Annotated in this window: 22 protein-coding genes; 5 read left to right on the top strand and 17 right to left on the bottom strand. The window is 59.7% G+C overall.

Annotation, left to right across the window (positions count from 1 at the left end; translation table 11 throughout):
- Positions 1 to 456 precede the first annotated feature (456 nt).
- The 4 genes from KUV52_RS05310 to KUV52_RS05295 all read left to right on the top strand — a co-directional run bounded on the left by KUV52_RS05310 (position 457) and on the right by KUV52_RS05295 (position 3051).
- Positions 457 to 801: a hypothetical protein gene (locus KUV52_RS05310; protein ID WP_222524899.1), complete on the top strand. Its 345-nt coding sequence runs from the start codon at positions 457 to 459 to the stop codon at positions 799 to 801.
- A 62-nt stretch (positions 802 to 863) separates the two neighbouring features.
- Positions 864 to 1292, top strand: a complete 429-nt coding sequence (locus KUV52_RS05305) for a DUF2057 family protein (protein ID WP_222524898.1) — start codon at positions 864 to 866, stop codon at positions 1290 to 1292.
- Positions 1293 to 1402: 110 nt separating this feature from the next.
- On the top strand, positions 1403 to 2104 hold the full coding sequence (locus tag KUV52_RS05300) for a peptidase (protein WP_222524897.1): 702 nt from the start codon (positions 1403 to 1405) through the stop codon (positions 2102 to 2104).
- Positions 2104 to 3051, top strand: coding sequence for a 2Fe-2S iron-sulfur cluster-binding protein (locus KUV52_RS05295; RefSeq protein ID WP_222524896.1), 948 nt, complete (start codon positions 2104 to 2106; stop codon positions 3049 to 3051). Before KUV52_RS05300 ends, KUV52_RS05295 begins: the two co-directional genes overlap by 1 nt.
- Positions 3052 to 3131: 80 nt before the next feature.
- Here KUV52_RS05295 and KUV52_RS05290 read toward each other — a convergent pair whose 3' ends face one another.
- The 8 genes from KUV52_RS05290 to KUV52_RS05255 all read right to left on the bottom strand — a co-directional run bounded on the left by KUV52_RS05290 (position 3132) and on the right by KUV52_RS05255 (position 12175).
- On the bottom strand, positions 3132 to 4100 hold the full coding sequence (locus tag KUV52_RS05290) for a DUF4382 domain-containing protein (RefSeq protein WP_222524895.1): 969 nt from the start codon (positions 4098 to 4100) through the stop codon (positions 3132 to 3134).
- Between the two features lie 184 nt (positions 4101 to 4284).
- Positions 4285 to 4890: a CueP family metal-binding protein gene (locus KUV52_RS05285; RefSeq protein WP_222524894.1), complete on the bottom strand. Its 606-nt coding sequence runs from the start codon at positions 4888 to 4890 to the stop codon at positions 4285 to 4287.
- A gap of 3 nt (positions 4891 to 4893) precedes the next feature.
- Positions 4894 to 5316, bottom strand: a complete 423-nt coding sequence (locus KUV52_RS05280) for a MerR family DNA-binding protein (RefSeq protein WP_222524893.1) — start codon at positions 5314 to 5316, stop codon at positions 4894 to 4896.
- A 128-nt stretch (positions 5317 to 5444) separates the two neighbouring features.
- On the bottom strand, positions 5445 to 8591 hold the full coding sequence (locus KUV52_RS05275; RefSeq protein WP_222524892.1) for an efflux RND transporter permease subunit: 3147 nt from the start codon (positions 8589 to 8591) through the stop codon (positions 5445 to 5447).
- Positions 8592 to 8603: 12 nt separating this feature from the next.
- On the bottom strand, positions 8604 to 10352 hold the full coding sequence (locus KUV52_RS05270; RefSeq protein WP_222524891.1) for an efflux RND transporter periplasmic adaptor subunit: 1749 nt from the start codon (positions 10350 to 10352) through the stop codon (positions 8604 to 8606).
- A gap of 17 nt (positions 10353 to 10369) precedes the next feature.
- Complete coding sequence (locus KUV52_RS05265; protein WP_261389896.1) at positions 10370 to 10933, bottom strand: heavy metal-binding domain-containing protein; 564 nt, start codon at positions 10931 to 10933, stop codon at positions 10370 to 10372.
- 129 nt (positions 10934 to 11062) lie between these two features.
- Positions 11063 to 11494 (bottom strand): hypothetical protein, encoded by a 432-nt coding sequence (locus tag KUV52_RS05260; protein ID WP_222524890.1) that lies wholly within the window; start codon positions 11492 to 11494, stop codon positions 11063 to 11065.
- Positions 11495 to 11641: 147 nt separating this feature from the next.
- Entirely contained in the window at positions 11642 to 12175 is a 534-nt protein-coding gene (locus tag KUV52_RS05255; RefSeq protein WP_222524889.1) for a chorismate--pyruvate lyase family protein, read from the bottom strand.
- 122 nt (positions 12176 to 12297) lie between these two features.
- Here KUV52_RS05255 and KUV52_RS05250 point away from each other — a divergent pair, with 122 nt between their 5' ends.
- A complete protein-coding gene (locus KUV52_RS05250; protein WP_222524888.1) occupies positions 12298 to 12711 on the top strand; it encodes a flagellar basal body-associated protein FliL in 414 nt (137 codons plus the stop codon).
- 35 nt (positions 12712 to 12746) lie between these two features.
- On the opposite strand, the gene glpG is transcribed toward KUV52_RS05250, so the two are convergent.
- The 9 genes from glpG to KUV52_RS05205 all read right to left on the bottom strand — a co-directional run bounded on the left by glpG (position 12747) and on the right by KUV52_RS05205 (position 23241).
- Positions 12747 to 13568, bottom strand: coding sequence for a rhomboid family intramembrane serine protease GlpG (gene glpG / locus KUV52_RS05245; RefSeq protein WP_222524887.1), 822 nt, complete (start codon positions 13566 to 13568; stop codon positions 12747 to 12749).
- Complete coding sequence (gene glpE / locus KUV52_RS05240) at positions 13565 to 13882, bottom strand: thiosulfate sulfurtransferase GlpE (RefSeq protein WP_222524886.1); 318 nt, start codon at positions 13880 to 13882, stop codon at positions 13565 to 13567. Before glpE ends, glpG begins: the two co-directional genes overlap by 4 nt.
- 230 nt (positions 13883 to 14112) lie before the next feature.
- The gene (locus tag KUV52_RS05235; RefSeq protein WP_222524885.1) at positions 14113 to 17223 is read right to left on the bottom strand and encodes an efflux RND transporter permease subunit; all 3111 of its coding nucleotides are present in this window, start codon (positions 17221 to 17223) and stop codon (positions 14113 to 14115) included.
- A 9-nt stretch (positions 17224 to 17232) separates the two neighbouring features.
- Positions 17233 to 18459: an efflux RND transporter periplasmic adaptor subunit gene (locus tag KUV52_RS05230; RefSeq protein ID WP_222524884.1), complete on the bottom strand. Its 1227-nt coding sequence runs from the start codon at positions 18457 to 18459 to the stop codon at positions 17233 to 17235.
- Between the two features lie 2 nt (positions 18460 to 18461).
- Positions 18462 to 19712 (bottom strand): TolC family protein, encoded by a 1251-nt coding sequence (locus tag KUV52_RS05225; RefSeq protein ID WP_222524883.1) that lies wholly within the window; start codon positions 19710 to 19712, stop codon positions 18462 to 18464.
- Positions 19713 to 19774: 62 nt separating this feature from the next.
- Complete coding sequence (locus KUV52_RS05220; protein ID WP_222524882.1) at positions 19775 to 20092, bottom strand: hypothetical protein; 318 nt, start codon at positions 20090 to 20092, stop codon at positions 19775 to 19777.
- A 156-nt stretch (positions 20093 to 20248) separates the two neighbouring features.
- Positions 20249 to 21274 carry an L-threonine 3-dehydrogenase gene (gene tdh, locus KUV52_RS05215; RefSeq protein ID WP_222524881.1) on the bottom strand — a complete coding sequence of 342 codons (1026 nt, stop codon included), beginning with the start codon at positions 21272 to 21274 and terminating at the stop codon, positions 20249 to 20251.
- Positions 21275 to 21285: 11 nt separating this feature from the next.
- Positions 21286 to 22482 (bottom strand): glycine C-acetyltransferase, encoded by a 1197-nt coding sequence (locus KUV52_RS05210; protein WP_222524880.1) that lies wholly within the window; start codon positions 22480 to 22482, stop codon positions 21286 to 21288.
- 123 nt (positions 22483 to 22605) lie between these two features.
- Positions 22606 to 23241, bottom strand: coding sequence for a TetR/AcrR family transcriptional regulator (locus KUV52_RS05205; RefSeq protein ID WP_222524879.1), 636 nt, complete (start codon positions 23239 to 23241; stop codon positions 22606 to 22608).
- Positions 23242 to 23325: the final 84 nt, after the last annotated feature.

Here is a 23325-nt window from a genome sequence, read left to right as displayed (position 1 = left end):
GCCCCTCGCTCCCTCTCCTTTCCATTTCAGCTCTGGCCAGACTCGTTTTTGGAAAGGGCTATCCATACCCTTTCCAAAAAGCCGGCTCCGCCCTCCATGGCTCCGCGTTCACGCCTATCGGCGTTCACCCATGCTCGGCTGGCCACTCGGGCCTTCCATGGCCCTCGGCTTCATTCCCAGTCGCTCCCGCTCGGCGCCGCGAGTCGGCGAAGGGGGACGGCTTTCGCCGTGAAAGACCGGCGGACAACATCAAAATGGATTCGATTTCGTGGCAATTCTGCTTATTCGTTTACGCGAAAATATTTAGAAATCCCAACTCTACGGGCAGAGCCCCGAGGAAACGATCACCACCTCCATAGGAGGTGGTTTAAGACTGACAATAAAAATAGGCTCTTTGGCCCATTTTTTTATTTGGGCTATTGAGCCTCCTGTTGGAGGAGGGATTAAGCTCACCCCATGATGAAAAATTCCACACGCCGCTGGCCATACACTTTGCTGCTTCTGCTGCTGACACTGACGCTCAGTATCGGCCAGGCAATGGCATCGCCAGCCTCCGGTTTCGGTCATACCGAATCACAAGCGATGATGCTGTGCGATCACCATATGGATGAGAGCAGCCCCATCGACTGTACCGGGTGGGATGATCAGTGTTCCGATCCACACTGTCACGTCGTTTACTCCGCTTTGCCCGCCGCCAACCTTCACACTTCCGTGGCGGCAGCGAGCACACCGATTAACGCTCTGTTGCCAGTGGTACCTGATGCACCACAGGCCACTCCCTGGGTGGTCCCCATCGTTTGACTCCAACCTCAATCCGGCCCAACGGCCACAACATTTTTATTGAATTGATTGGAGTACACCTGATGAAATCCCTGACTGCTTTTGCCGCAACCCTGACCCTGTTTGCCTCTCTGTCTCAGGCCGCTGAGATCCAGTTGGATCCCAACCTGACGCTGCTCTCCCACAATGGTGAGGCGCACACCCAATATGGTGGCCAACTCGAGTTGGCACCGGGCAAGCAGGTACTGGAACTGCGCTACGAAACCATTTTCCAGCTGAGCGCGGAGGATCATGAAACCGTGCGTTCTCCGGAATTCTATCTGGTGTTTGATGCCTCGAATGAGGGGCAATACCAGCTGAGCTGGCCAGAGGTAAACAGCCTGACTGATGCTAAGAAGCGGGCGGCCACACCAGAGATGACGCTCACCAATGCAGAGGGCGAAGCGATCAACTTTGAACTGCAAAGCCACGACCAGCTGATCTACCAACTGCTGCTCAGCCAAGCCCGCTGAGTCGGACAACCGGTAAAGCCTTCAGGGCCCCGATTCACTCGGGGCCCTGCCTTGTATGAGCCGGGACCGACCGATACACTCAGAATCCCATTCAGGAGGAATGCAAAGGGATGACACGAAGTCTATCGCCCATCACCCAGACACGGCGCTGGCACCGACTGCTAATGTGGGTCGTTGGCCTGCAGATGGTGATTTGGGCCATCAGTGGCAGTTACTTTGCGCTGATGAACATCCACTTTATCCATGGCGATCATCTGGTCACGCCTCCAGCACGTCCCTTGACCGCGGAATCCTACACCGTGCCGTTCAGCGAGATCCGTGCCCGCTATCCCGACGCCACGGACTTCAGCCTGACCCAGATTGCCGATCAGCCGGTGATCCGCCTGACTTATCAGGACCAACTGCGATTGTTGGATCCGCAAACTGGAGAGCCCTTACCGCCGGTCTCGGAATCCCTGGCAAAACGGATTGGCCAACAGGCTTACCAGGGCAGTGGGACACTTTCAGCCGTCACCCTGCTGACGGACACCGCCCCCTCCGAACTGAGCCCCCGATTCCTTCCGGCCTGGCGCCTCGATTACGACGATTGGGGCCAAACCAGCCTCTATATTTCGCAATCCAGTGGCGAACTGGTCACCAAACGTCACCGCTACTGGCGCTGGTTCGATCAGCTCTGGTATCTGCACATTCTCGATTACGACGACGGTGAGGACCTGAACAATCTGCTGCTGCGCACCGCCGCATGGCTGGCTCTGGCGGGCACCCTCAGTGGTGCTTTGTTGCTGTGGTTCCGGCTAAGGAGACGGTCATGATGCGCTGGCATAAATGGGCCGCCCTGGCGGTGGGCCTGCAGATGCTGATCTGGATTGGCACCGGCATCTATTTCAACCTGGTGGATCACCAACGCATCGGGGGCCATCAATACCATCAACGAGCGCCGGAACCGGCGTGGTCCCTGGATCAACTGGTGGATCCGACTCCCCTGTTGGAGCAGTACGCGCCTGTCGTCAGGCTGACTCTGGTTGATCGGGCGGGCCACCCCTATTACCAGTTGGAGCATCAGCGCCAACTTTATGCCCGTCAAACGCAAACGCTGACACTCATCGATGCGGTCAGTGGCGATGTCGTAGCGATCAACCCAGACCTGGCCAGCGCCATAGCCCGTGCCAGTTACGGAGGCCCGGGCGCAATAAGTGAGGTCACTGCCCTGCCCCCTCGCAGCGCCGAGCTGCCCAAAGAGGAGAATCCGGTCTGGCGGGTCGCTTTTGCGGATGATCTGGAGACCGTCGCCTTTGTGGATGCCAGCAGTGGGCGTCTGGTGGCGCACCAGAACCGCCACAGCCGGGAAGCGGCCCTGATGCTGAAGCTGCACTTTATGGATTACACCAATCAGGGCGGTTTCAACCACCCGCTGATGTGGCTCTTTGCCCTGTTAAGTCTGGCGCTCTCCCTAAGCGGACTGACGCTGTTACTTCGCCGACTCGGGAGCAACCTCAGGCATTGGCACGCGCGGCGAGTGGTCCTACACACACCCGGTGGGGCCCACCAGTTGCGTCTGGCTCCACGTCAGTCCGTGTTGGAAGGGATGCAGCGGGAAGGCCTTGCGGTTCGTTCAGAGTGCGGCGGCGGTGGCAGTTGCGGGCGATGCCGGATCCGTCTGGAGCCGGGCTCGCCCATCTCCGCCGCCGAGCAGCGTTTTCTCAGTCCCCGTCACCTCGAGCAGGGCTGGCGTCTGGCTTGTCAGCAGTTTGGTCAATAGGCACCCAAACTCCAGTGCTTAGGTAAAGGCCAATAAAAAAGCGGGCCCTAAGGCCCGCAGAGGTACATCGTGAGACTGTGCTACCCACCGCATCGGTGTGTGTTGTGATGTCCACCACCCTCACCACTCTCGATGGTGACAACACCACCGTCGCGGTAGAGGGCAAAGTCGCTTTCAGCGGCTTCATTGGTATCCGGTTGATCCAGGTGTCCCAGGCAGGTGTAGCCCACTTGGTAGCTGCCAGCGGGCAGGAAGCCGATCCCAAACACCCAATCCCCATTGTGGTCCTGATGCACCCAACTGGTGGCCAGTGGTGCCACCAGACCGTCAGCGGCTTCTGGTGCGATATCATCCATCTGCTCAAGAGTGGTGCCATCCGGATACAGATAAGCGACATGAATAAACTGGCTGTCTGGCCCGGCCAACGACGCGTTGTCCGCCTCGCAATCGGCTATCCAGCTGGCGTCCACGGTGCCCTTGAGGTGACCCATAGTGTCGTTATCCACCCAGCGCATGCCATGATGCGCCAGCTCATAGTATTCACCGTTGTGGTGCAAGCCCTGACGCAGGTCCATCTCCAGTGTGAAGTTTTGATGCTCACCCTCACGAACGGTCACTTCACCCAGATCGAAATAAGGCTGTTCTCCATGAAGCGGATGCCGCCCTTGGCCATCATCCACATAGGAACCGTGATCACCACTGCCCGGTGTCCAGTGCAGCCGAAGCTGGTAGCGGCCCGGCCCAAGTTGATGCTGATGCAGCAACTGATAAGCATCGTCACCCTGATAGGCAAGCATGTCGACCCGATGGTGGCTCATATCCAGCACGATGGGATCGCCCCCACCATGATGTCCACCACCCATGTGTCCCCCAGGGGTCAGCTCCAGACTGTGCATCTGCAAAACCAGATGCGATACCCCGTCAGCGGGTGCATCAGACAATCCTATTGAGAGTCCCTCAGCCGGCCCCGGCTGCGGTGTTGCCGAATCACCATCCCCACCGCCGCATCCCACCAGCAGTGCCGCCATAATCCAAACTACGCGTTTCATTCCTAATCCCCCATAAACGACTACTGCTTATCCTACTGACTGTAGAAGCCTACCCAGTGGCTACTTTGATCCGGATCAACCGGTCACCAATAATCAATATTATTTGCAGATTTGCCCACATCCCCTGCCTGAACCCTTATCCGCTGTCCAAAAGAAACGGGGCCAGATGGCCCCGTTTTTTCCTTTAGTGATGGGCGGCGTGACCGCCGCTGCCGGCCGCTTTAATCGCGCCCCCATCCATCGGTTTCAGCTGCATAGTGGTGATGCAGGTGCGACTGTCCTCGAAGGTGGGCAGCACCTCTTTCGCTTCCAGCATGCCGTACTTCGGATGATCGTAGTGGAAGGTGAAGGCCAGCTGGCGCTGAGCCGGTACCCAGAAATCGATAAAACCATCGTGCTGAGTGGTGATCATCTTATTGATGACCTCCTCACCACTCTCCATATCTACGGCACTGACGTGCATCGGCTGGTCAATCAACTCCCCGGTGCAGCCGGTGGGCACATGATTGCCACATGGGTGGGTGAAGGTCGCCCAGGGGGCGATAGAGAGGTAGAACTCGCCTTGCGGGATCGCAACAGCAGCTTCAGTGCCGTCCGAGAAGATGGCATTCACCCGGTCGGGGTGGACACGCACCACAATCCCATCATCGTTCTTGTACCACTGGTGTCCCTGCAGCACCGCCGCCTTGTGGTCGAGCGCGGAGAACGCTTCGGCTTGCTTGGCGGTTTCGCTTTGTCCACAGGCGCTCAGCCCAAGAACCAGTAGGGCTGTCAGCGTCAGTTTTTTCATCAGTTACTCCTTACAACAGGGGGCTTTGGCCGTCTTATCGAGGTCACCACAAAGGGAGTCCAGGATCGGGCATTCCGGTGTATTGCCTCCGTGGCATTGGCTCACCAGTCCATTCAGGCGGGCTTCCAGTGCCTGCAGTTGCGCAATTTTCTCCCGCACCAGGGAGAGCTGGTCCATCGCCAGGGCTTTCACCTGGGCGGCAGTACGGTCTGAGCGGCTTTGCAGAGAGAGCAGCTCTGCGCACTGCTCCAGGCTGAAGCCCAACGCTTTACTGCGTGCAACAAAGCGCAGTTGCTCCAGCTGTGCCGCGGAATAGGCGCGATAGCCGTTGTCGCCTCTCTGAGCCACCACCAGACCGATGTCGTGGTAGTAGCGAATCGCTTTAACGCTCAAGCCGGTTTCTCGAGCGACCTGTCCGATTTTCATCGCATACTCCTCCACAAAGGGTGGCGGCAAGATGCCGCCAGGCTGGCGCAGATCTGCGGGGTTAGGCAGCCTCAAATCTGCACCAGCAAACTCACTCAGGCGGGTCGGGACAAGCCCGACTCCGTCATTCAGGCATCGGCTTTAGCCAGTCCCCGACGGTAGATCAACAGGTAGATGGCCGGGATAACAAACAGCGACAGCAGCGGGGCGGTCACCATGCCGCCCACCATGGGCGCAGCGATCTTCTGCATCACCTCGTTCCCGGTGCCGCTGCCCCACATGATCGGCAGCAGACCAAAGAAGATGGTGGCCACGGTCATCGCCTTGGGTCGGATCCGCATTACCGCCCCTTCGATCAGGGCGTCTTTCAGATCCTGCTCATGGCGCATCAACCCTTTCTTCTCATGGGCTTTGATGGTGTTGTTCAGGTAAACCTGCATCACCACACCAAACTCCGCCGCCACACCCGCCAGGGCGATCATCCCCACCGCGACTGCCACGGAGAGATTGAACCCCAGGCCAAACAGCAGCCAGGCGGACCCCACCAGAGCAAAGGGCAGGCTCAGCATGATGATGCTGGCCTGAACCACAGAGCCAAAGGTCATCATCAGCAGCAGGAAAATCACCGCCAGCATCATGGGGATCACCATCTCCATCTTGGCTTCCACCCGCTGCATGTACTCGTACTGCCCGGCAAAGCTGACGGAGTAGCGAGGCGGCAGTTGCAACTGCTGATTCATCGCTTCACGAGCCTGAGTGATGTACTCACCGATGGAGATGGCGCTGCTGTCGATATCCACAAATACCCAGGAGATCAGACGGCCATTTTCACTCGCCAGCATGGGGGCGCCATCCCGGATGGAGAGGTCCGCCAGGGTTTGCAGCGGGACATACTTGCCGGTTTTGGTCAGCACCGGAAGGTTACGCAGCTTCTCGATGTCGTCACGCAACTCACGGGGGTAGCGGATGTTGATAGGGTAACGCTCCTGACCCTGGATGGATTCGCCCACGGTCATGCCGCCAATCGCCATCTGAACCACGTCCTGCACGTCTTTCAGGGTCATGCCGTAACGGGCCGCCACCGTCAGCTTGGGATCAATATCCAGGTAGCGGCCGCCGCCAGTACGTTGGGCAAAAGCGGAGGTGGTGCCCGGCAGGGGGGCCAGAATCGCTTCCACTTCGGCACCAATACGCTGCAGCTCTTCGACATCGGCGCCGGAGATCTTCACCCCGACCGGCGTTCGCACACCGGTGGACAGCATGTCGATACGGGTTTTGATCGGCTGAACCCAGGCATTGGTGATCCCCGGTACTTTCACAGTGCGCTGCAGGTCCGCGATGATCCCTTCCAGCGTCTGCCCCTCCCGCCACTCGGACTGAGGTTTGAGCATGATGGTGGTTTCCAGCATGGTCAGCGGCGCAGGATCGGTCGCGGTATCCGCCCGGCCCACTTTGCCAAACACCCGCTCAACTTCCGGAATGGTCTTAATCAGACGGTCGGTCTGCTGCAGGATCTCCCCCGCCTTACCGGCACTCACACCCGGCAGTGTGGTGGGCATGTAGAGCAGGTCTCCCTCCTCCAGCTCCGGCATAAACTCGGAGCCCATCTTGCTCATCGGGTAGTAGGCACTGGCCAGAGCCACCACGGCGAGCATCAGAGTGACCTTGGGAAAACGCAGCACCAGCGTCAGCACCGGCTGATAGAGTGCGATCAGGAAGCGGCTGATGGGATTCTTCTTCTCATCCGGGATCTTGCCCCGCACAAAGTAGCCCATCAAAACCGGGATCAGGGTGATCGCCAGAATGGCCGAGGCCGCCATGGCAAAGGTCTTGGTGTAGGCCAACGGGTGGAACAAACGCCCCTCCTGAGCCTCCAACGCGAACACCGGAATAAAGCTCAGGGTGATGATCAGCAGACTGAAGAACAGCGCCGGGCCGACTTCCACCGCCGCTTCCTTGATCAACTGCCAGTGGGCATCCCCTTCCGGGGCCTTGCCATGCTCCTCCCGGTAGTGCTCCAGGTGTTTGTGGGCGTTCTCCACCATCACAATGGCCGCGTCCACCACCGCCCCAATGGCGATGGCGATGCCACCGAGACTCATGATGTTGGCATTCACCCCCATCCAGCCCATCACAATAAAGCTGGCCAGAATAGAGAGCGGCAGAGTGATCACCGCCACCAGCGTGGAGCGGGCATGCAGCAGGAACACCAGACACACCAACGCCACCACCACCATCTCCTCAATCACCTTGTTCTTGAGGTTGTCCACGGCGTTGAGAATCAGCTGGGAACGGTCATAAGTGATGACCAACTCCACCCCTTCAGGCAGACCGGATTCGATCTCTTTGAGCTTGGCTTTGACGTTGTCGATGGTGGCCAGGGCGTTCTCGCCATAGCGCATCACCACGATGCCACCCACCACTTCGCCCTGACCATCCAGTTCCGCGATGCCACGACGGGCCGCAGGACCGGTGCGCAGTTGGGCCACGTCCTTCATCAGCACCGGCGTACCGGACTCAGACACGATGCCCAGAGGGATCTCCTCAAAGTCCTTGAGGGTCTGACGGTAGCCGGAAGCGGTGATCATGTACTCCGCCTCAGCCATCTCGATCACCGAGCCGCCCACTGAGGCGTTGGCGTTGTCGAGGGCCTGCTTCACCGCCATCAGGTCAAGTTGGTAGAGCGCCAGCTTGTGGGGATCCACCACGATCTGATATGCCTTCTCCATGCCGCCGACGGTGGCCACTTCGGAGACGCCAGCGACACTCTGCAGTTCCAGCTTGATAAACCAATCCTGCAACGAGCGCAGTTGGGCCAGGTCCTGGTGGCCGGTGCGATCCACCAGCGCATATTGGAACACCCAGCCTACACCGGACGCATCCGGCCCCAGAGAGGGCGTCACACCCGGGGGCAGTTGCCCCTGGATCTGGGACAGGTACTCCAGCACCCGCGAGCGGGCCCAGTAGATGTCGGTGCCATCTTCGAAGATGACGTAAACGAAGCTGTCCCCAAACATGGAGAAACCGCGCACTGTCTGCGCTCCGGGCACCGCCAGCATGGCGGTAGAGAGCGGATAGGTGATCTGATCCTCCACCAACTGAGGCGCCTGCCCCGGGTAGGCGGTCTTGATGATCACCTGCACATCAGACAGGTCTGGCAGCGCGTCCAGCGGTGTGGTCCGCATCGCCTGCCAGCCATAGATGGCCAACACTGCGGTGATAACCAGCACCATCGTCCGCTGACGCAGAGAGGCGCTGATGATTTTCTCTAACATCGTCGCCTCCTATTAGTGCTGGTGGCCGCTGTGGGCGTCAGCCGGCGGCTGGCTCATGCGACGCAGGCTGCCCTGAATGCTGGCTTCGGAGTCGATCAGGAACTGGCCGGACACCACCACCTTGTCGCCCTCATTCAAGCCTTCCAGAACTTCAGCCTTGCCCTGACTCATCATGCCAAGACGAACCGGAACGGAAGCGAAGCTGTTGTCAGCACGCTGAACCACCACCCGGTTCTCCCGGCCGGTCAAAATCAGCGCTTCAGTAGGCACAGTCAGCAGGCCGCGACGGGGGCCACCATACAGTTCCACATCCACCAGAGAGCCGGGGCGCAGCTGGCCACCGGGACGATTCTCCGGATTCGGCAGTTTGACCCGTACCTGCAAAGCGCGGGTTACCGGGTCCAGTTCCGGGTAGATGTAATCGATCTCACCCTCAATTTCGAACAGCCCCTGAGCCGCAGCGGTCACGTCCGCCGGACGCCCCACTTCCAACCAGCTCTGTTCATTTTCAAATACATCGGCGATGACCCAGACGGTGGACAGGTCCACCAGCTCGATCTGAGTTTTACCCGGCTCAATGTACATACCGTCACGGATATCCATGGTGCTGACCACGCCGCTGTGGGGGGCGTAGAAGGGCACGCGATAGAGGCTCTGACGGGTCTTCTCAAGACGCTGAATCACCTTGTCACTGATGCCGAGCAGCTCCAGACGCAGCTTGGCTTTTCGCAACAACTCTTTCCCCCGGGCCGGGTCCTGTCCCAGGTAGTCCAGGGCTTGCAGGTAGTCGTCCTGAGCGTTCACCAGGTCTGGAGAGTAGAGCTCATACAGAAGCTGCCCCTTTTCCACCTGCTGGCCCACGGAATTCACCGCCAGCTTCTCCACCCAACCGGACACCCGGGTATGGATATGGGAGATGGCGTCTTCGTTGTATTGCACGGTGCCCAGGGTTTTGACGTAGCGCCACAGGCTGCCGCGCTCGACGGTTTCGGTTCGAACGCCCAGCGCCTGCTGAAGGCCACCGGAAACGCCGACCACAACCTCTTCGCTGGCCGCGCCCATCTCTACCTTCTCCAGATTCATGCCACAGATGGGGCAGGTGCTGGGTTCGTCGGAGACGATCTGCGGGTGCATGGGGCACACGTATTTGATGGTGGCTTCACCACCGCTGATCGCCTGTTCAAGCGCGGGAGCAGGCGGCAGAGGATCCAGTTGCATGGTATGCCCAGCGTGAGGATCAGCCTGCTCTTCCTCCTCCATTTCGGTGAGGAACATATTGCAGATGGAACAACGATCCCCCTCGACACCGGTCTCTTCCGGGTGCATCGGGCAAGCGTGGGTATGGGTCGCAGCGCCGTGATCGGCGTGGTCACCTCCCTCCACCTCGGTCAGGAACATATTGCAGATGGAACAACGATCACCCTCGACACCGGTCTCTTCCGGGTGCATCGGGCAAGCGTGGGTGTGGGTCGCAGCGCCGTGATCGGCGTGACCATCCCCCTCCACCTCGGTGAGGAACATGTTGCAGATGGGACAACGGTCACCCGCGACACCGGTCTCTTCCGGATGCATCGGGCAAGCGTGGGTGTGAGCCGCATGTTCTGAGGCACTTTGGGTCACCTGGGGAGCCTGTCCCGGCGCCGCCTGAGCGAGGGTCCAGATCACCGGAGTCAGGGCCAGTGCGATCACAATCGCGGTCGCTACCTGGGTTTTCCGTTTGGTTTGGCGGTCCTGGCCGCCGCATGAGCACTTATCGCACATGACAGGCTCCCTCCTGCTTAGTGGCTACCGTGGTGGGCGTGACCGCCCTGACCGCGCTTAGGCTCCAGCTTCATGCCGCACTTGGGGCAGTCATCACCGGCAACACCGGTCACCTTGGGGTGCATCGGGCAAACGTGAGTGTCAGCCTGGGCCATCTTCTCCAGCTTCATGCCGCACTTGGGGCAATCATCGCCAGCCACACCGGTCACCTTGGGGTGCATCGGGCAAACGTGGGTGTCCGCCTGAGCGACCTGCTCCAGCTTCATGCCGCACTTGGGGCAGTCGTCACCGGCAACACCGGTCACCTTGGGATGCATCGGGCAGGCATGGGTATCGCCCTGATGAGCGGCATGGCCTTTACCGTGGCCTTTACCGGCGTGGGGGCAGGAATCGCCTTTTGCCTGGCCACAGCACCCTTTGTGCTGGCCATCCTGTTTGCCGTGAGGGCAGTGTTTGGCTTCCTGGGCCTGGTGCGCAGCGTGGTCACCATGGTGCGCCATGTTGGCCAGAGCCAGAGGAGACAGAGTCAGAGAAAGCGCCAGGGCAAATACCGTCACGGCACGGGAATACAGCTTGTTCATGGATCACTCCAAATTCATTCAATGTTGGCCTTATGGCCTGTGATCCCCGCGTCCTCGTATCGATACGGGGATCAGCTTAAGTCAGACGGGTGTCAAAGTCGTCCGAGATCGCGGGTATGAATGGGGTGATCAGGCTATGGGCGGCTTGCTGTCCTGAGACAGAGCTACGGAGTGGAAAAACTTGGGCTGAGGCAGAGCGCGCTCAGGGGAGGGTTGCCAAGGTTGCAGGGCTGCGGTCAGCAGAGCAACGCCAGCGGGACTGAAGACTTTGCACATGCCGCACTCGCCATTGCAGGGAGTGCTGGCATCGTGACAATCCGCCGGTTGAACCATCGACTCACAACAATCGTGGCTGGCAACGGGCTGCGCCTTGCAGTGAGCCATCTCGTCATGTTGGGAAGCGTGAGAGGCTTGAGCCGCCATCTCGTGATGGGCGTGCATGGCGCTCATCTCGGTCGGGCTCATATCGGGCATCAAATGGACACGAGCAACCGCACCCTGACTGATCAGGGCGACAATCAGCATAAGCGTACTGAGCAGTCGCATCGGGATAAGTTTCATGTCCATCTTGACCGGTAGTGTGACGTAAAGTTCACACAATTCCAATGCCGAAACATGTTAACGAGGTCAGGATCACGGAAAAGATTCACCTGCGAAAACTCTCCTCCGGGAGGAGAGTTTTAGGATTCAACTCAATAGGATAGTGTTTTATGCCGGTCCGGCAGTCAGGGCCTGTTCCGCCGCAGGAAGGAAGATTTCGTTGATCCGAAGCGGGCGTCCGGAGAGGGTAAACTGGCGGCTGCGCCCCCACAGAGGATGCTCGAAGGATTGCCCCAGTTCCAGTGCCACCTGGCCGGCACGGCTTTCGCGATCGTGGCGGGTGATCAACAACTTACCCCGGCTCAGGGTGTCATTGGTAAACAGCAACTCGCCCAGGGGACGCTCGCCCAACCCCTGGAAGTCAATGTCGCCAGCGGCGAAAGTCGCCAGGGGCACTTCCGTCAGGGCGTAAACCCAGGGCACCCCATCCAGTAACAGCAGCACCTCCCGGTGCCAGAGGGGTTCACCCATCTGCCAGCCGGGGCCATCAGACTCAGCCAGGTCACGCCACTCCCCCAGTCGCTGCACATCGAAACGGCGGCACTGTGTCTTCAACCTTAAGGTCAGGGAGTTTCTGTCCTGCAGCCAACTGGCCAGGGCCGGCGGAAGCGGTTGCTCCATGTCGGCAAAAAGGGCCTGCATCTGGGGCTCCTGTGGCGTTATCTCGCGCCCATGGTAGCAAAAACCACGGACAAACCAAGATGCCCCGATAAAGACAAAATTGCGCTACTATAGGCGCCAGGAAGTCGACGCAGAATGCCACAATGAAAACAGTAAGATGGATGCTTATGCTGGGTGCCATGCTGACCATGGGATCCGCTTGGGCCGCGAAGGAAGAAACGCTCATCGCTCATGATAACTACGGCTACTATGGCCTTGAGCCTGAGATCGTCACCAACTACCTCTCCCCCCGCAAACGGCTGGGATTTGTCCGGGTCAGTGTCGAACTGATGCTGAAGGACGCTGACACCATTGAGATGGTGGAGCACCATGCGCCTCTTATCCGTGCCACCATCGTGGAGATCCTGGGGCAGCAGCCGGAGGAGAAGATCAAGTCGCTCAGTGGTCGCGAGGAGATCCGACGAGACTGCTTTGAAACCGTCAACGCCTTGCTGACTCAGGAGGTGGGTCAGCCTCTGGTGGCCAATCTCCTGTTCACACGTTACCTCTACGACTGAAAACAGAACGCCCGGGCAGTGCCCGGGCGTTTTCGTTAACGGCGCCGATTGTCTATAAGCGCTTGGGCCATCCCCACCAGCAAACCACCGAGGTGAGCGGCGTTGGCCATATTCATAAAGCCCAGGAAGCCCAACACCAACCAGAGCAGCAGGAAGCCCACGTAGGCGGGCGGCAGTGCCAGGGGCGAACGCGGGTCCAGGCGGCCGCTGATCCAGCAGTAACCCACCAGGGCATAAACCACACCAGAGAGTCCGCCAAAGTTGGGCCCGGAGAAGGCAAACTGAGCCAGATTGGGCAGGGTACCCGCCACCAGCAGCAGGATCGCCAGTGTTCCGGTTCCCCTAACCCGCTCGATGCGACCACCGAGGTACCACCACCACAACAGGTTGAAAATGACGTGCATGGCGGAGAAGTGGATCAGGGAGGGCGTAAAGAAGCGCCACCACTGCCCCTCTCCCATCAGTTCCCAGCTGGGATAGAAGTGCGTCCAACTGAAGATCAACTGGTCGTAACCCAGGTTCCAGAACACCCAGATCAGGGAAACCAGCGCCAGCAGCGTGAGAGTCAGCGGGCCGCCTCCCGTGACAAAACTGCGCCAGAGACTGCCGCCACCGGCATATTTAAACTGCACCCGGGCATCACCGGATTGCCAGGAGGCCGCCAGATAGCGTTTGTTGTGAGGATCCGCGACAAAGCGCTCAAACTCCTCGCGGCCACGATGGTACTGCTCTGCGTTCACCATCACCGCAAACCCGTCTTCGGCGCGTTGCAGGTGCGCGTTAATCCCCTGGCTTTTCAGGTAATCCACCAGGGCTTGCGCTGCCCTGGGATCCCCCAGTACGCCCACTTCCATCATGGTGTCATCAGCCCTTTGGCCTTGGCGTAGCCTTCGTAGCCTCCATCCAGACTGTACACCTCTTCGAAGCCCTGCTCGGCCAGGTAAGCGGCGGCCGACTGACTGGAGATGCCGTGATAGCAGCATACCACCAGCGGCTGATCGAACTCGGCATTGAGAATGTACTCGGCCAAATTACCGTTATGCAGACGGATTGCGCCGGGGATGTGCCCTGCGGCAAACGCATTGGGATCCCGGATATCGACGATCTGAACGGGCTGTTCGGCGGCCAGGAGATCAAACCGGGCCAGGGGCAGACACTGGTACTGACTCATATCTATTCCTATCTACAACGAGGTTTCAGTGTACTGACTCCACCTCTCAGTACCAAATCCAGACCGTAAATCGGCCCGCGAAAGTGCCGTTCATGTCAGGGCAGGTTCAGTTGCTGACATCACTACAGAAGCAAAAAAGCCTCCGGGGAATCCCCCCGGAGGCCGGAACCAAACATGACCGGATTAGGTTAGGCGGCGCCCGGCCAATACCAGCCCCCAAATCATCGAACTCAGGGCTGAGGAGGCGGGAAGCGCCGATACAGAGTGGGCAGAACCAACAGGGTCAACGCCGTTGAGGTCAACAGACCCCCGATGATCACCATCGCCAGTGGCCGCTGCACTTCCGCCCCGACACCACTGGACAGCAGGACCGGGATCAACCCCAGCGCCGACGTCAGGGCCGTCATCAGAACCGGACGCAATCGGCTGATCGCCCCTTCAAACACGGCGGACTCCAGGGGTTCCCCTCGAACAATGCGGTTGTTGATGGCATCCACCAACACCACCCCATTGAGCACCGCCACCCCAAACAAGGTGATAAACCCGATGGAGGACGGCACCGACAGATAGGTGCCGGTGAGCCACAGACTCATCACGCCACCAATCAGTGCCAGCGGAACATTGGCCATCACCAGCACCGCCTGTCGAACCGAGCCAAATGCGAAGTAGAGCAGCAGAGCGATCAGCGCAATGGAGATGGGCACCACAATGGCCAGACGTTTCTGAGCCCGCAGTTGGCTTTCATACTGTCCGCCAATCTGAACCGCGTAGCCGGGCGGCAACTCGGCGTCACTGTCGATGCGCTGGTAGATTTCAGCCACCACAGAGCCCATATCGCGCCCCACTACGTTGGCCTGTACCACCACCCGACGCTGAACGTCGTCACGCCGGATATTGGGTGGCGCCGACTCCATCGCAATGGTCGCCACATCCCCCAGCCGCACCAAGGCACCATCGGGGCTGCGCAGCAGCAAATTGGCGACGGCATCCGGGCTATCCCGAAACGCCTGTTGATAGCGCACCAGGATGTCGTAGCGGGCATTGCCGTCGATAACCTGCCCCGCCGAAACCCCACCAATGCCATCGGAGACCAGTTGCAGCACCTGATCGACGGTCATGCCATAGCGCGACAACGCCTCCCGGTTGGGACGCACCACCAGTTGCAGCTCACCACTGATCTGCTCCAGCGCTACGTCCGTCGCCCCCTCAACTGATTTCACCAGCGCTTCGATCTCCGCGCCCTTGTCCGACAGCACCTCAAGGTCCGGACCAAACAACTTAATCGCCAACTGGGCCCGCACACCGGAGAGCAGCTCATCCACCCGTGTCGCAATGGGCTGGGAGAAGGTGAACAGCAGACCGGGATGAATCGACAGCTTCTCCTCCATCAGCGCCTGCAGTGCAAAGCGATCCTCCGCCGAGGACCACTCATTGACCGGTTTGAGTCCAACGTAGATCTCGATGTTGTTGATCGGCTCCGGGTCCCCTCCCAGTTCCGCGGCGCCGATACGCGACAGAGCGTATTCCACCTCCGGGAACTCCAGCAGGATCGCTTCCAGCTTGGGGGCGACCTGCAGCGAGGTCTCCAGACTGGCTGTAGGGGCGAGCGTCACCCGGATATTGATGGTGCCCTCCTCCAACTCCGGCACAAATTCGGTGCCCAGCCGGGGAACAACCATGGCGGTCGCCACCAGCAACAGGCCGGAGGCGATCAGTATCGATTTGGGCTTGGTGATCACCGGCGCAAGCACGGCGCGGTATGCACGCTCAATCGGCTGAAGAATCGGGCTTGGGCGCTCTTTTACCCCTTCCGGGAACAGGTACGACGCCAGTGCAGGCACAACCACCAAGGCGGTGAGGAGAGCCGCCAGCATCGCCAGAATGATGCTTACCGCCATCGGCTGGAACAGCTTGCCCTCCACCCCTTCCAGCGTGAACAGGGGGGCAAAGACCAGGATGATGATACCGGTAGCGAAGAACACGGGGCGAGCCACTTCCCGCGCCGCCAGCTTGATCCACTCTCGGCTGCTGCCGCTCTTGCCGTTCAGGTGCTTGAAGATGTTCTCCACCATCACCACCGAACCGTCCACCAGCATGCCGATGGCCACCGCCAGCCCCCCTAGGGACATCAGGTTGGCGGACAACCCCAGGTATGCCATCACCATCAGCGCCAGACCGATGGCAATCGGGATCGACAGCAGCACCAGCGCCGTTGCCCGCAGATTGAGCAGGAAAAGTGCCAGGATAACGACGATTAGCGCAAAGGCGATCGCCAATGCATCACTGACGGTTTTCACCGCCTTGGCCACCAGGTCGGCATTGTCATAGTAGGGCTCCATCACAACACCCGGCGGCAGTGCCGCCTGGATCTGCGGCAGGCGAGCCTTAATGTCATCAATGGTGATCTTGGTGTTGGCGCCCATCCGCTTGAGAACCACGCCGGACACCACTTCGCCCAGCGATACTGGCTGACCGTCCGCACCGCGACGGGTCATGGATACCGCCCCCACCCGGATCTCCGATCCAAACCCAACCTCCGCGACCTGCTCGACCGTTACCGGGGTGCCGTTGATGGTCGCCAGCGGCAGGCTTCGGATGGCGTCCAGCCCGGCTTCACCGGCAGGAATAAAGCCGTAGCCTCGCACCACGAACTGCTCCTGCCCTCGTGGCATAAACCAGCCACCGGTGTTGCGGTTATTAGCGGCCAGGATTTCAGTCAGGCCGGTGAGGTCCAGACCGTAGGCAAGCAGCTTGTCCGGGTCGACCCGAACCTGGTACTGACGCACTTCGCCACCAAAGGAGAGCACTTCGGTAACCCCATCCACCGGCATCAGCATCCGCTTGACCAGGGTGTCATTAAGGCTACGCAGGGACATCACGTCGTAACCGCTGCCGGGCTCAGCCCTCAACAGGTACTGATAGACCTGCCCCAGGCCCGAGGTGTTGGGCCCCATTTCCGGCGTTCCAACCCCTTCCGGAATCGCTTCCCGCGCCTCCTGAAGCTGCCCCTGCACCAGCTGACGGGCAAAGTAGACGTCGGTTTCCTCCTCGAAAACCACGGTAACCATGGAGAGGCCGGTCCGCGACAGCGACCGAACTTGGGTAACGCCAGGCAGGGAGTACATGGCGGATTCCAGCGGGTAGGTGATCAACTGCTCCACCTCCTCCGCCGCCAAACCGGCGGCCGCCGTATTGATGTCGACCTGCACATTGGTTACGTCAGGAAATGCATCCAGCGCCAAACGCGGCAGCAGCAGAATCGCACCAGCCACCGCGCCCAACAGCGCCAGCACCACAAACAGACGGTTACTGACCGCCCAACTTGTCAATTTGTCCAGCATGGCGCCCCCTTAATGGTTGTGGATGTCGAAGCCGGCCTTGGCCTGCTCCGAATTGAGGAAGAAGGCGCCCTCAATCACCACCAACTGGCCGGGCTCCAGCCCCGTCACCAGGTTCTGGCCCCGCTGGCTGCGCAAGACCTTCACCTCCACCTGCTCAAAGTGTTCACCGTCCTGAACAAACACCGCCCAATCACCGTCGCCACCACGCACCAGAGCACTGTCCGGCAGCACCATGCCGCGATGTTCGCTCTGCACGAAGTAGGCCGTAGCAAACTCGCCAACATGGAGTCGATGCTGGGGATTGGCCAACGACAGGCGCACGGTTTCGGTGCGGGTTTGCGGGTTGAGCTGATGGTCGCGGCCGATAACCTGCGCCTGGTAGCGAAGCCCAGCGGCTTCCACCGCCACCGTGTCGCCAATCGCCACCTGCCCTATCAGTCCCGGCGCCACCTGGGCCTCCAGCCAGAGTTCAGACTCATCGGAAAGCTGCATCAGCAGCACATTGGCATCGAGATTGAGGCCCAATACCAGGTTGTCCTGCTGGACGGTGCCAGCGATGGGCGCCAGGTAAGTGAAGCCCCCCAGCTCCGCCTTAGGGTCAGTGAGGGCATCAATCTGTGCGGTTGTCATCCCCAGAGCCACAAGATCCAGACGTCGTGTCTGCACATCGATGCGAGCTTGCTGGAAGCGGCTGGCGGCAACCGCTTTCGTGCCCAGCTCCTGCACCCGTTGCCACTCTGCCAGTGCCAGCAGGTAATCCCCCTGGGCGGCGGCAATCTGGCTTGAGGCGAGACGGAACAGAGGCTGCCCCTTCTCCACCTCTGCGCCCGCATTCACCAGACGCTCCGTAATGCGGACACCCACCGGCAGTGAGATCTGTTGTGTGCGTGCCGGGTCCGCCACCAGCTGTGCGGGCGCTCGCCCCTCAAAGCGAAACTCGCTGGGCTGAACAGCAACAGCGCGGATACCGGAGATGGCTCGTTGAGCGGGATCCAGCGTCAGCCCGGCCTCCTCATCATGATCATTGGGATCACTGTGGGCATCGGCCGCTTCGCTGGCATGGGCATCGCCGTTGGCTTCATCGTGGCTGTGCTCCGGGGACTCGATATGTTCCCCGGGCCGCTCTTCAGCGTGCTGGGCGGCACTGTGTTGATGATCGTCACCCGCCCATACCAGGGTGGATGTGGTCAGCAGCGTCATCACCGCGAGGGCGATGGGAGTAAGACGTTTGCTCATGGTTATCCCTCAATCGGTGTGATTTGCGCACGCTGGCTCAGCCAGCTTTCCAGTTCGCCGCGGGCGGCCATCAGGGCCAGCCAGGCCCGGTATTGAGCCGCTTCCAGTTCGGCGCCACTGGCCTGGGTATCGGTCAGTTGCTGCTGCGATTGCAGATAGTTGGCCGTCGCGATTTCACCGCCACGCCATTGCCGCTCCAGCAGAGATTGGCTCTCGCGAAGCGGCTCACTGGCCAGGTTCTGCCATTGGCGCTGGCCTTGCTGCAGCAGGTTCAATGCCTGCCTCAACGCGTCCAGTTCAATGGTCAGGTTGCGCTCCGCATTGAAATAGGCCTGCTCTGCCACCACGATGGCCTGATTGGCCTCGGCGACTTCACCTTGATACCGATTGCGAAGATTGAGGGGGATGGCGACCCCTAAGGCCAGGCTCTGGTCCTGACCGTCGGTTTTGGCGCCGAGGGAAAAGCTGGGATCCGCTTTACTCTGCTGTTGGCGCAGGGCATAGGCCGCTCGGGCGCGCTTCACTTCCAGGTAAGCGGGTTTCAACGCAGGCAAAAGCGCCACTCGTTGCGTTGCTTGAGGGGTGGGGCTATCCAGCGACAAGGGGGTGGCACTGGCCAGAGTCACCAGCGCTTCACCGCCCATCTGCCTGAGGTTAGCCAGGGCCTGAATCACGCTCTGCTGGGATGCGAGGCGGTCACCAGTCAGACGGGCCAACTCCAGCTGCAGAAGCTGTTGATCCAGAGGCGCGATCTCCCCAACCGCGACCATCCGCTGGGCCAGGGTCAACATCGCCTCTGTGCGCTGCTGAGCTTGCGACGTGAAGTGATCAAGCCGTTGGGCCAGATCCAGTTCCACCCAGGCGGTCAGCAACTCAGCCAACTGCTGATTGCGGAGCAGGCCGTATTCCGCCAACGCGATCTGGGCCGCCAGGTCCGCCTCACGGCGCTGTAATCCCCGCTTATCACCCCGGTCATAGCCCTGGCTCAGCGACAGGGTGTACTCAATGTCACTCTCATCACTGCCAAGGTTCTCGGCATCCAGGCCCAGCTCAGGGTTATAGAGGGCCTGGTTGGCGGTCTCCACCGCCAGTTGTTGTTGCTTGAGGCGGGCAGCCTCCATCTGGATCAGGGGCAAGTTGTCGAGTTGCTCCAGAACCTGTTTTGACGCCTGGGGCGTCATGCCCGTCGCCGCGGCAAGCGTTGGCAGGGTCAAGCCCATGACCAGCACCACGGCACGAATTGGATTGTGCATGTTGTCTGTCCTGCATAGGAGTGAGATTCAGGCCATTCAGGCCCGCTCGGCAAAAGGCAGGATCAGACGATGGGAGGGGGGAGGAAGCGCAGCTCGAATGGGGGTTGGTAACTGGTCAGCCAGAGAAACTCGACCTCGGCCGGACAGCCCTGGGGCAGGTCGATAACGGTAAACAGTGCGCTCTGGCCACCATGACAATGGCAATGAAGGCAGAGGTCCCCATACTCGGCAGACTCGGAATCGGCCAGTTCAAGATGGCGATGGTCGGCCATCTCAACGTGCTCCACGGACCCCGCCGGATGGGGACGGTGCTCCCCCAGGCCCGCAAGCACGGTCTGGCTAAACACTATCAGCATCAGGATCAGGGCAAAGCGACGCATTGATCTTCCATGGATTCAGAGACATGAGCTTGGACGGCAATTGCAGCAACGCGTTCCAAACTTTGCGCATCTTTACACAAGAGCAACCCGACTTTAAACCGAAGTTAAAAAAAACGCTTCCTGATTAGGAAGCGTTTTCTGATTTCAGTCAGCGGGTTAGTCCCAGCTGAGAATCACTTTTCCGGACTGCCCGGAGCCCATGGCGTCGAACCCCTTCTGGAACTCGTCGATGTGGAAGCGATGGGTGATGATGGGGCTGATGTCCAGGCCGGACTGCAGCAGGCTGGCCATCTTGTACCAGGTTTCAAACATCTCGCGACCGTAGATCCCCTTGATCACCAGACCTTTGAAGATCACCTGGTTCCAGTCGATGCCCATGCTGGAGGGCGGAATGCCCAGCATGGCGATCTTGCCACCGTGGTTCATGGTTTCCAGCATGCTGTTGAACGCAGAGGGCACACCGGACATCTCAAGACCCACATCGAAGCCTTCGGTCATTCCCAGCTCGGCCATGACGTCTTCGAGCTTTTCATTCATAACATTGACCGCGCGGGTCGCGCCCATCTTGCGCGCCAGCTCCAGTCGGTACTCGTTCACGTCGGTGATCACCACGTGACGGGCACCCACATGCTTACACACGGCAGCTGCCATAATGCCAATCGGGCCTGCGCCGGTGATCAGCACATCTTCGCCCACCAGGTCGAAAGAGAGCGCGGTGTGCACGGCATTACCGAACGGGTCAAAGATGGAAGCCAGATCGTCGGAGATGTCGTCGGGGATCTTGAACGCGTTGAACGCCGGGATCACCAGATACTCGGCAAAAGAGCCTTCGCGGTTTACGCCCACACCGATGGTGTTGCGGCACAGGTGGGTACGGCCACCCCGGCAGTTGCGGCAATGGCCGCAGGTGATGTGACCTTCACCTGAAACCCGATCGCCAACGGCGAAGCCACGAACCTCCTGGCCAATGGCGACCACCTCACCCACATATTCATGACCGACAACCATCGGCACCGGAATGGTGTTTTGTGACCACTCATCCCAGTTGTAGATGTGCATGTCGGTGCCGCAGATGGCGGTCTTACGGATCTTAATCAGCAGATCGTTGTGGCCAAGCTCCGGCTTGGGCACATCCACCATCCAGATCCCTTTTTCCGGGTGCAGCTTGGAAAGTGCTTTCATGCGCGGTTCTCTCAAATGATTCCCAGCTCTTTACCGATGCGGGTAAAGGCTTCAATGGCCTTGTCCAGCTGCTCACGGGTGTGAGCGGCAGACATCTGGGTACGGATACGGGCCTGCCCTTTGGGTACCACAGGGAAGGAGAAACCGATGACGTAGATCCCTTCCGCCAGCAGGCGGTCGGCAAACTCGGAAGCCAGCGCTGCATCACCAATCATCACCGGGATGATGGCATGGTCCGCACCGGCAAGCGTAAAGCCAGCGGCACTCATCTGTTCACGGAAGTGGGCCGCGTTGTCCCAAAGCTGGGCACGCAGGGCATCACCGTCTTTCATCATCTCCAGTACGCGGATGGAGGCGGAGACGATGGCCGGAGCCAAAGAGTTGGAGAACAGGTAGGGACGGGAGCGCTGACGCAGCCAGTCGATCACCTCTTTCTTACCGGAGGTAAAACCACCGGAAGCGCCACCCAGAGCCTTGCCCAGGGTGCCGGTGATGATGTCTACGCGATCCATCACCTGGCAGTACTCGTGAGTACCACGGCCACCCTCGCCGACAAAGCCAACGGCGTGGGAGTCATCCACCATCACCAGCGCGCCGTACTGGTCTGCCAGGTCACACACCGCTTGCAGGTTGGCGATAACGCCATCCATGGAGAACACCCCGTCGGTGGCGATCAGAATGTTGCGGGCACCGGCTTCGCGGGCCTGCTTCAGACAGTTTTCCAGCTCCGCCATATCGTTATTGGCGTAGCGGAAGCGCTTGGCTTTGCACAGACGCACACCGTCGATGATGGAGGCGTGGTTCAGGGCATCAGAGACAATGGCGTCTTCTGGGCCCAGCAGGGTTTCGAACAGACCGGCGTTGGCGTCGAAGCAGGAGGAGTACAGGATGGTGTCCTCCATACCCAGGAACTCGGACAGCTTCTGCTCCAGAACCTTGTGGATGTCCTGGGTACCACAGATAAAGCGCACGGAGGCCATGCCGAAGCCGTGATCGTCCAGACCCGCCTTGGCGGCTTCGATAAGTGCCGGGTGGTTAGCCAGGCCCAGATAGTTGTTGGCGCAGAAGTTGATAACCTGCTCGCCGCTGGCCACCTCAATGGCTGCCTGCTGCGCGGTGGTGATCACACGCTCGTTCTTGTACAGGCCGTCCGCTTTGACCTGCTCGAGCTGGTCGCGGATCTGCTGGTAAAAGGCGGAAGTGGACATGCTGTCTCCTATGGGTCCGTCTCGTTGTTATAGTTGCTTGGCGCTGAGTCAGCGGTGGCGCACATTTTAGCCGCCACCGGGAGGGATTGCAGCCTGTTGATGACTGGCCCGACAAGGCTTGGATTATTCGCTGGCCATCGCCCGATAATGCTTAACCAGACGCTCAAAGTCGGGGCGGACCGGTTCCGCAATATAGCCATGGAACAGGGCCAGTACCTGGAGCATCCCCTGGGATACGCCCTGTTCCGTAATCGGTTTATCCAGAGCCTGAGTGTACAGGTGGCTGATCCAGAACGTGACGACCATTTTAATCCCTTCGGCAAACTCTTCGAGATAGTCATCTTCAATGGTCATCACCCCCTGCGCCTTTAACATTCGCAAAGCATCGCTGGCAGTGGCCAATACCTTGTGATGGGCTTGGAGGTAGCGTTTGTGCAGCTCAGGATCCCGAGCCAGGATCTCCGGCAGACTGGCGTACAGGAAGCGGAATCGCCACATCCCCTGGAACATGCCATCCAGGTAACGCTGCATCACACCAAAAGCGGTCTGGTCTTCAACCGGCCCGTAGGCCTCTTCCAGATAGGCCTCATACTGGGCAAACAGGGCCCGGATAATCTGCTCTTTATTGCGGAAGTGATAGTAGAGGTTGCCCGGGCTGATGCCCAGATGGGCGGCAATGTGGTTGGTGGTGACGGCCCGTTCGCCGCGCTCATTAAAGAGTTCGCAGCTGGCCTCAATGATACGATCTTTGGTTTTCATACTGTCACCTGTCCATAAGATGGCCGCTAGAGTAGCATCGCCTCCCAAACAGGCCAATGGCTGAACAGCGTCGGGCATTGGCAA

The organism is Ferrimonas balearica, assembly GCF_019802055.1.
Classification (GTDB): domain Bacteria; phylum Pseudomonadota; class Gammaproteobacteria; order Enterobacterales; family Shewanellaceae; genus Ferrimonas; species Ferrimonas balearica_A.
Note: the sequence above shows the minus strand (reverse complement) of the source record. Positions and strands in the feature narration are given on the sequence as shown.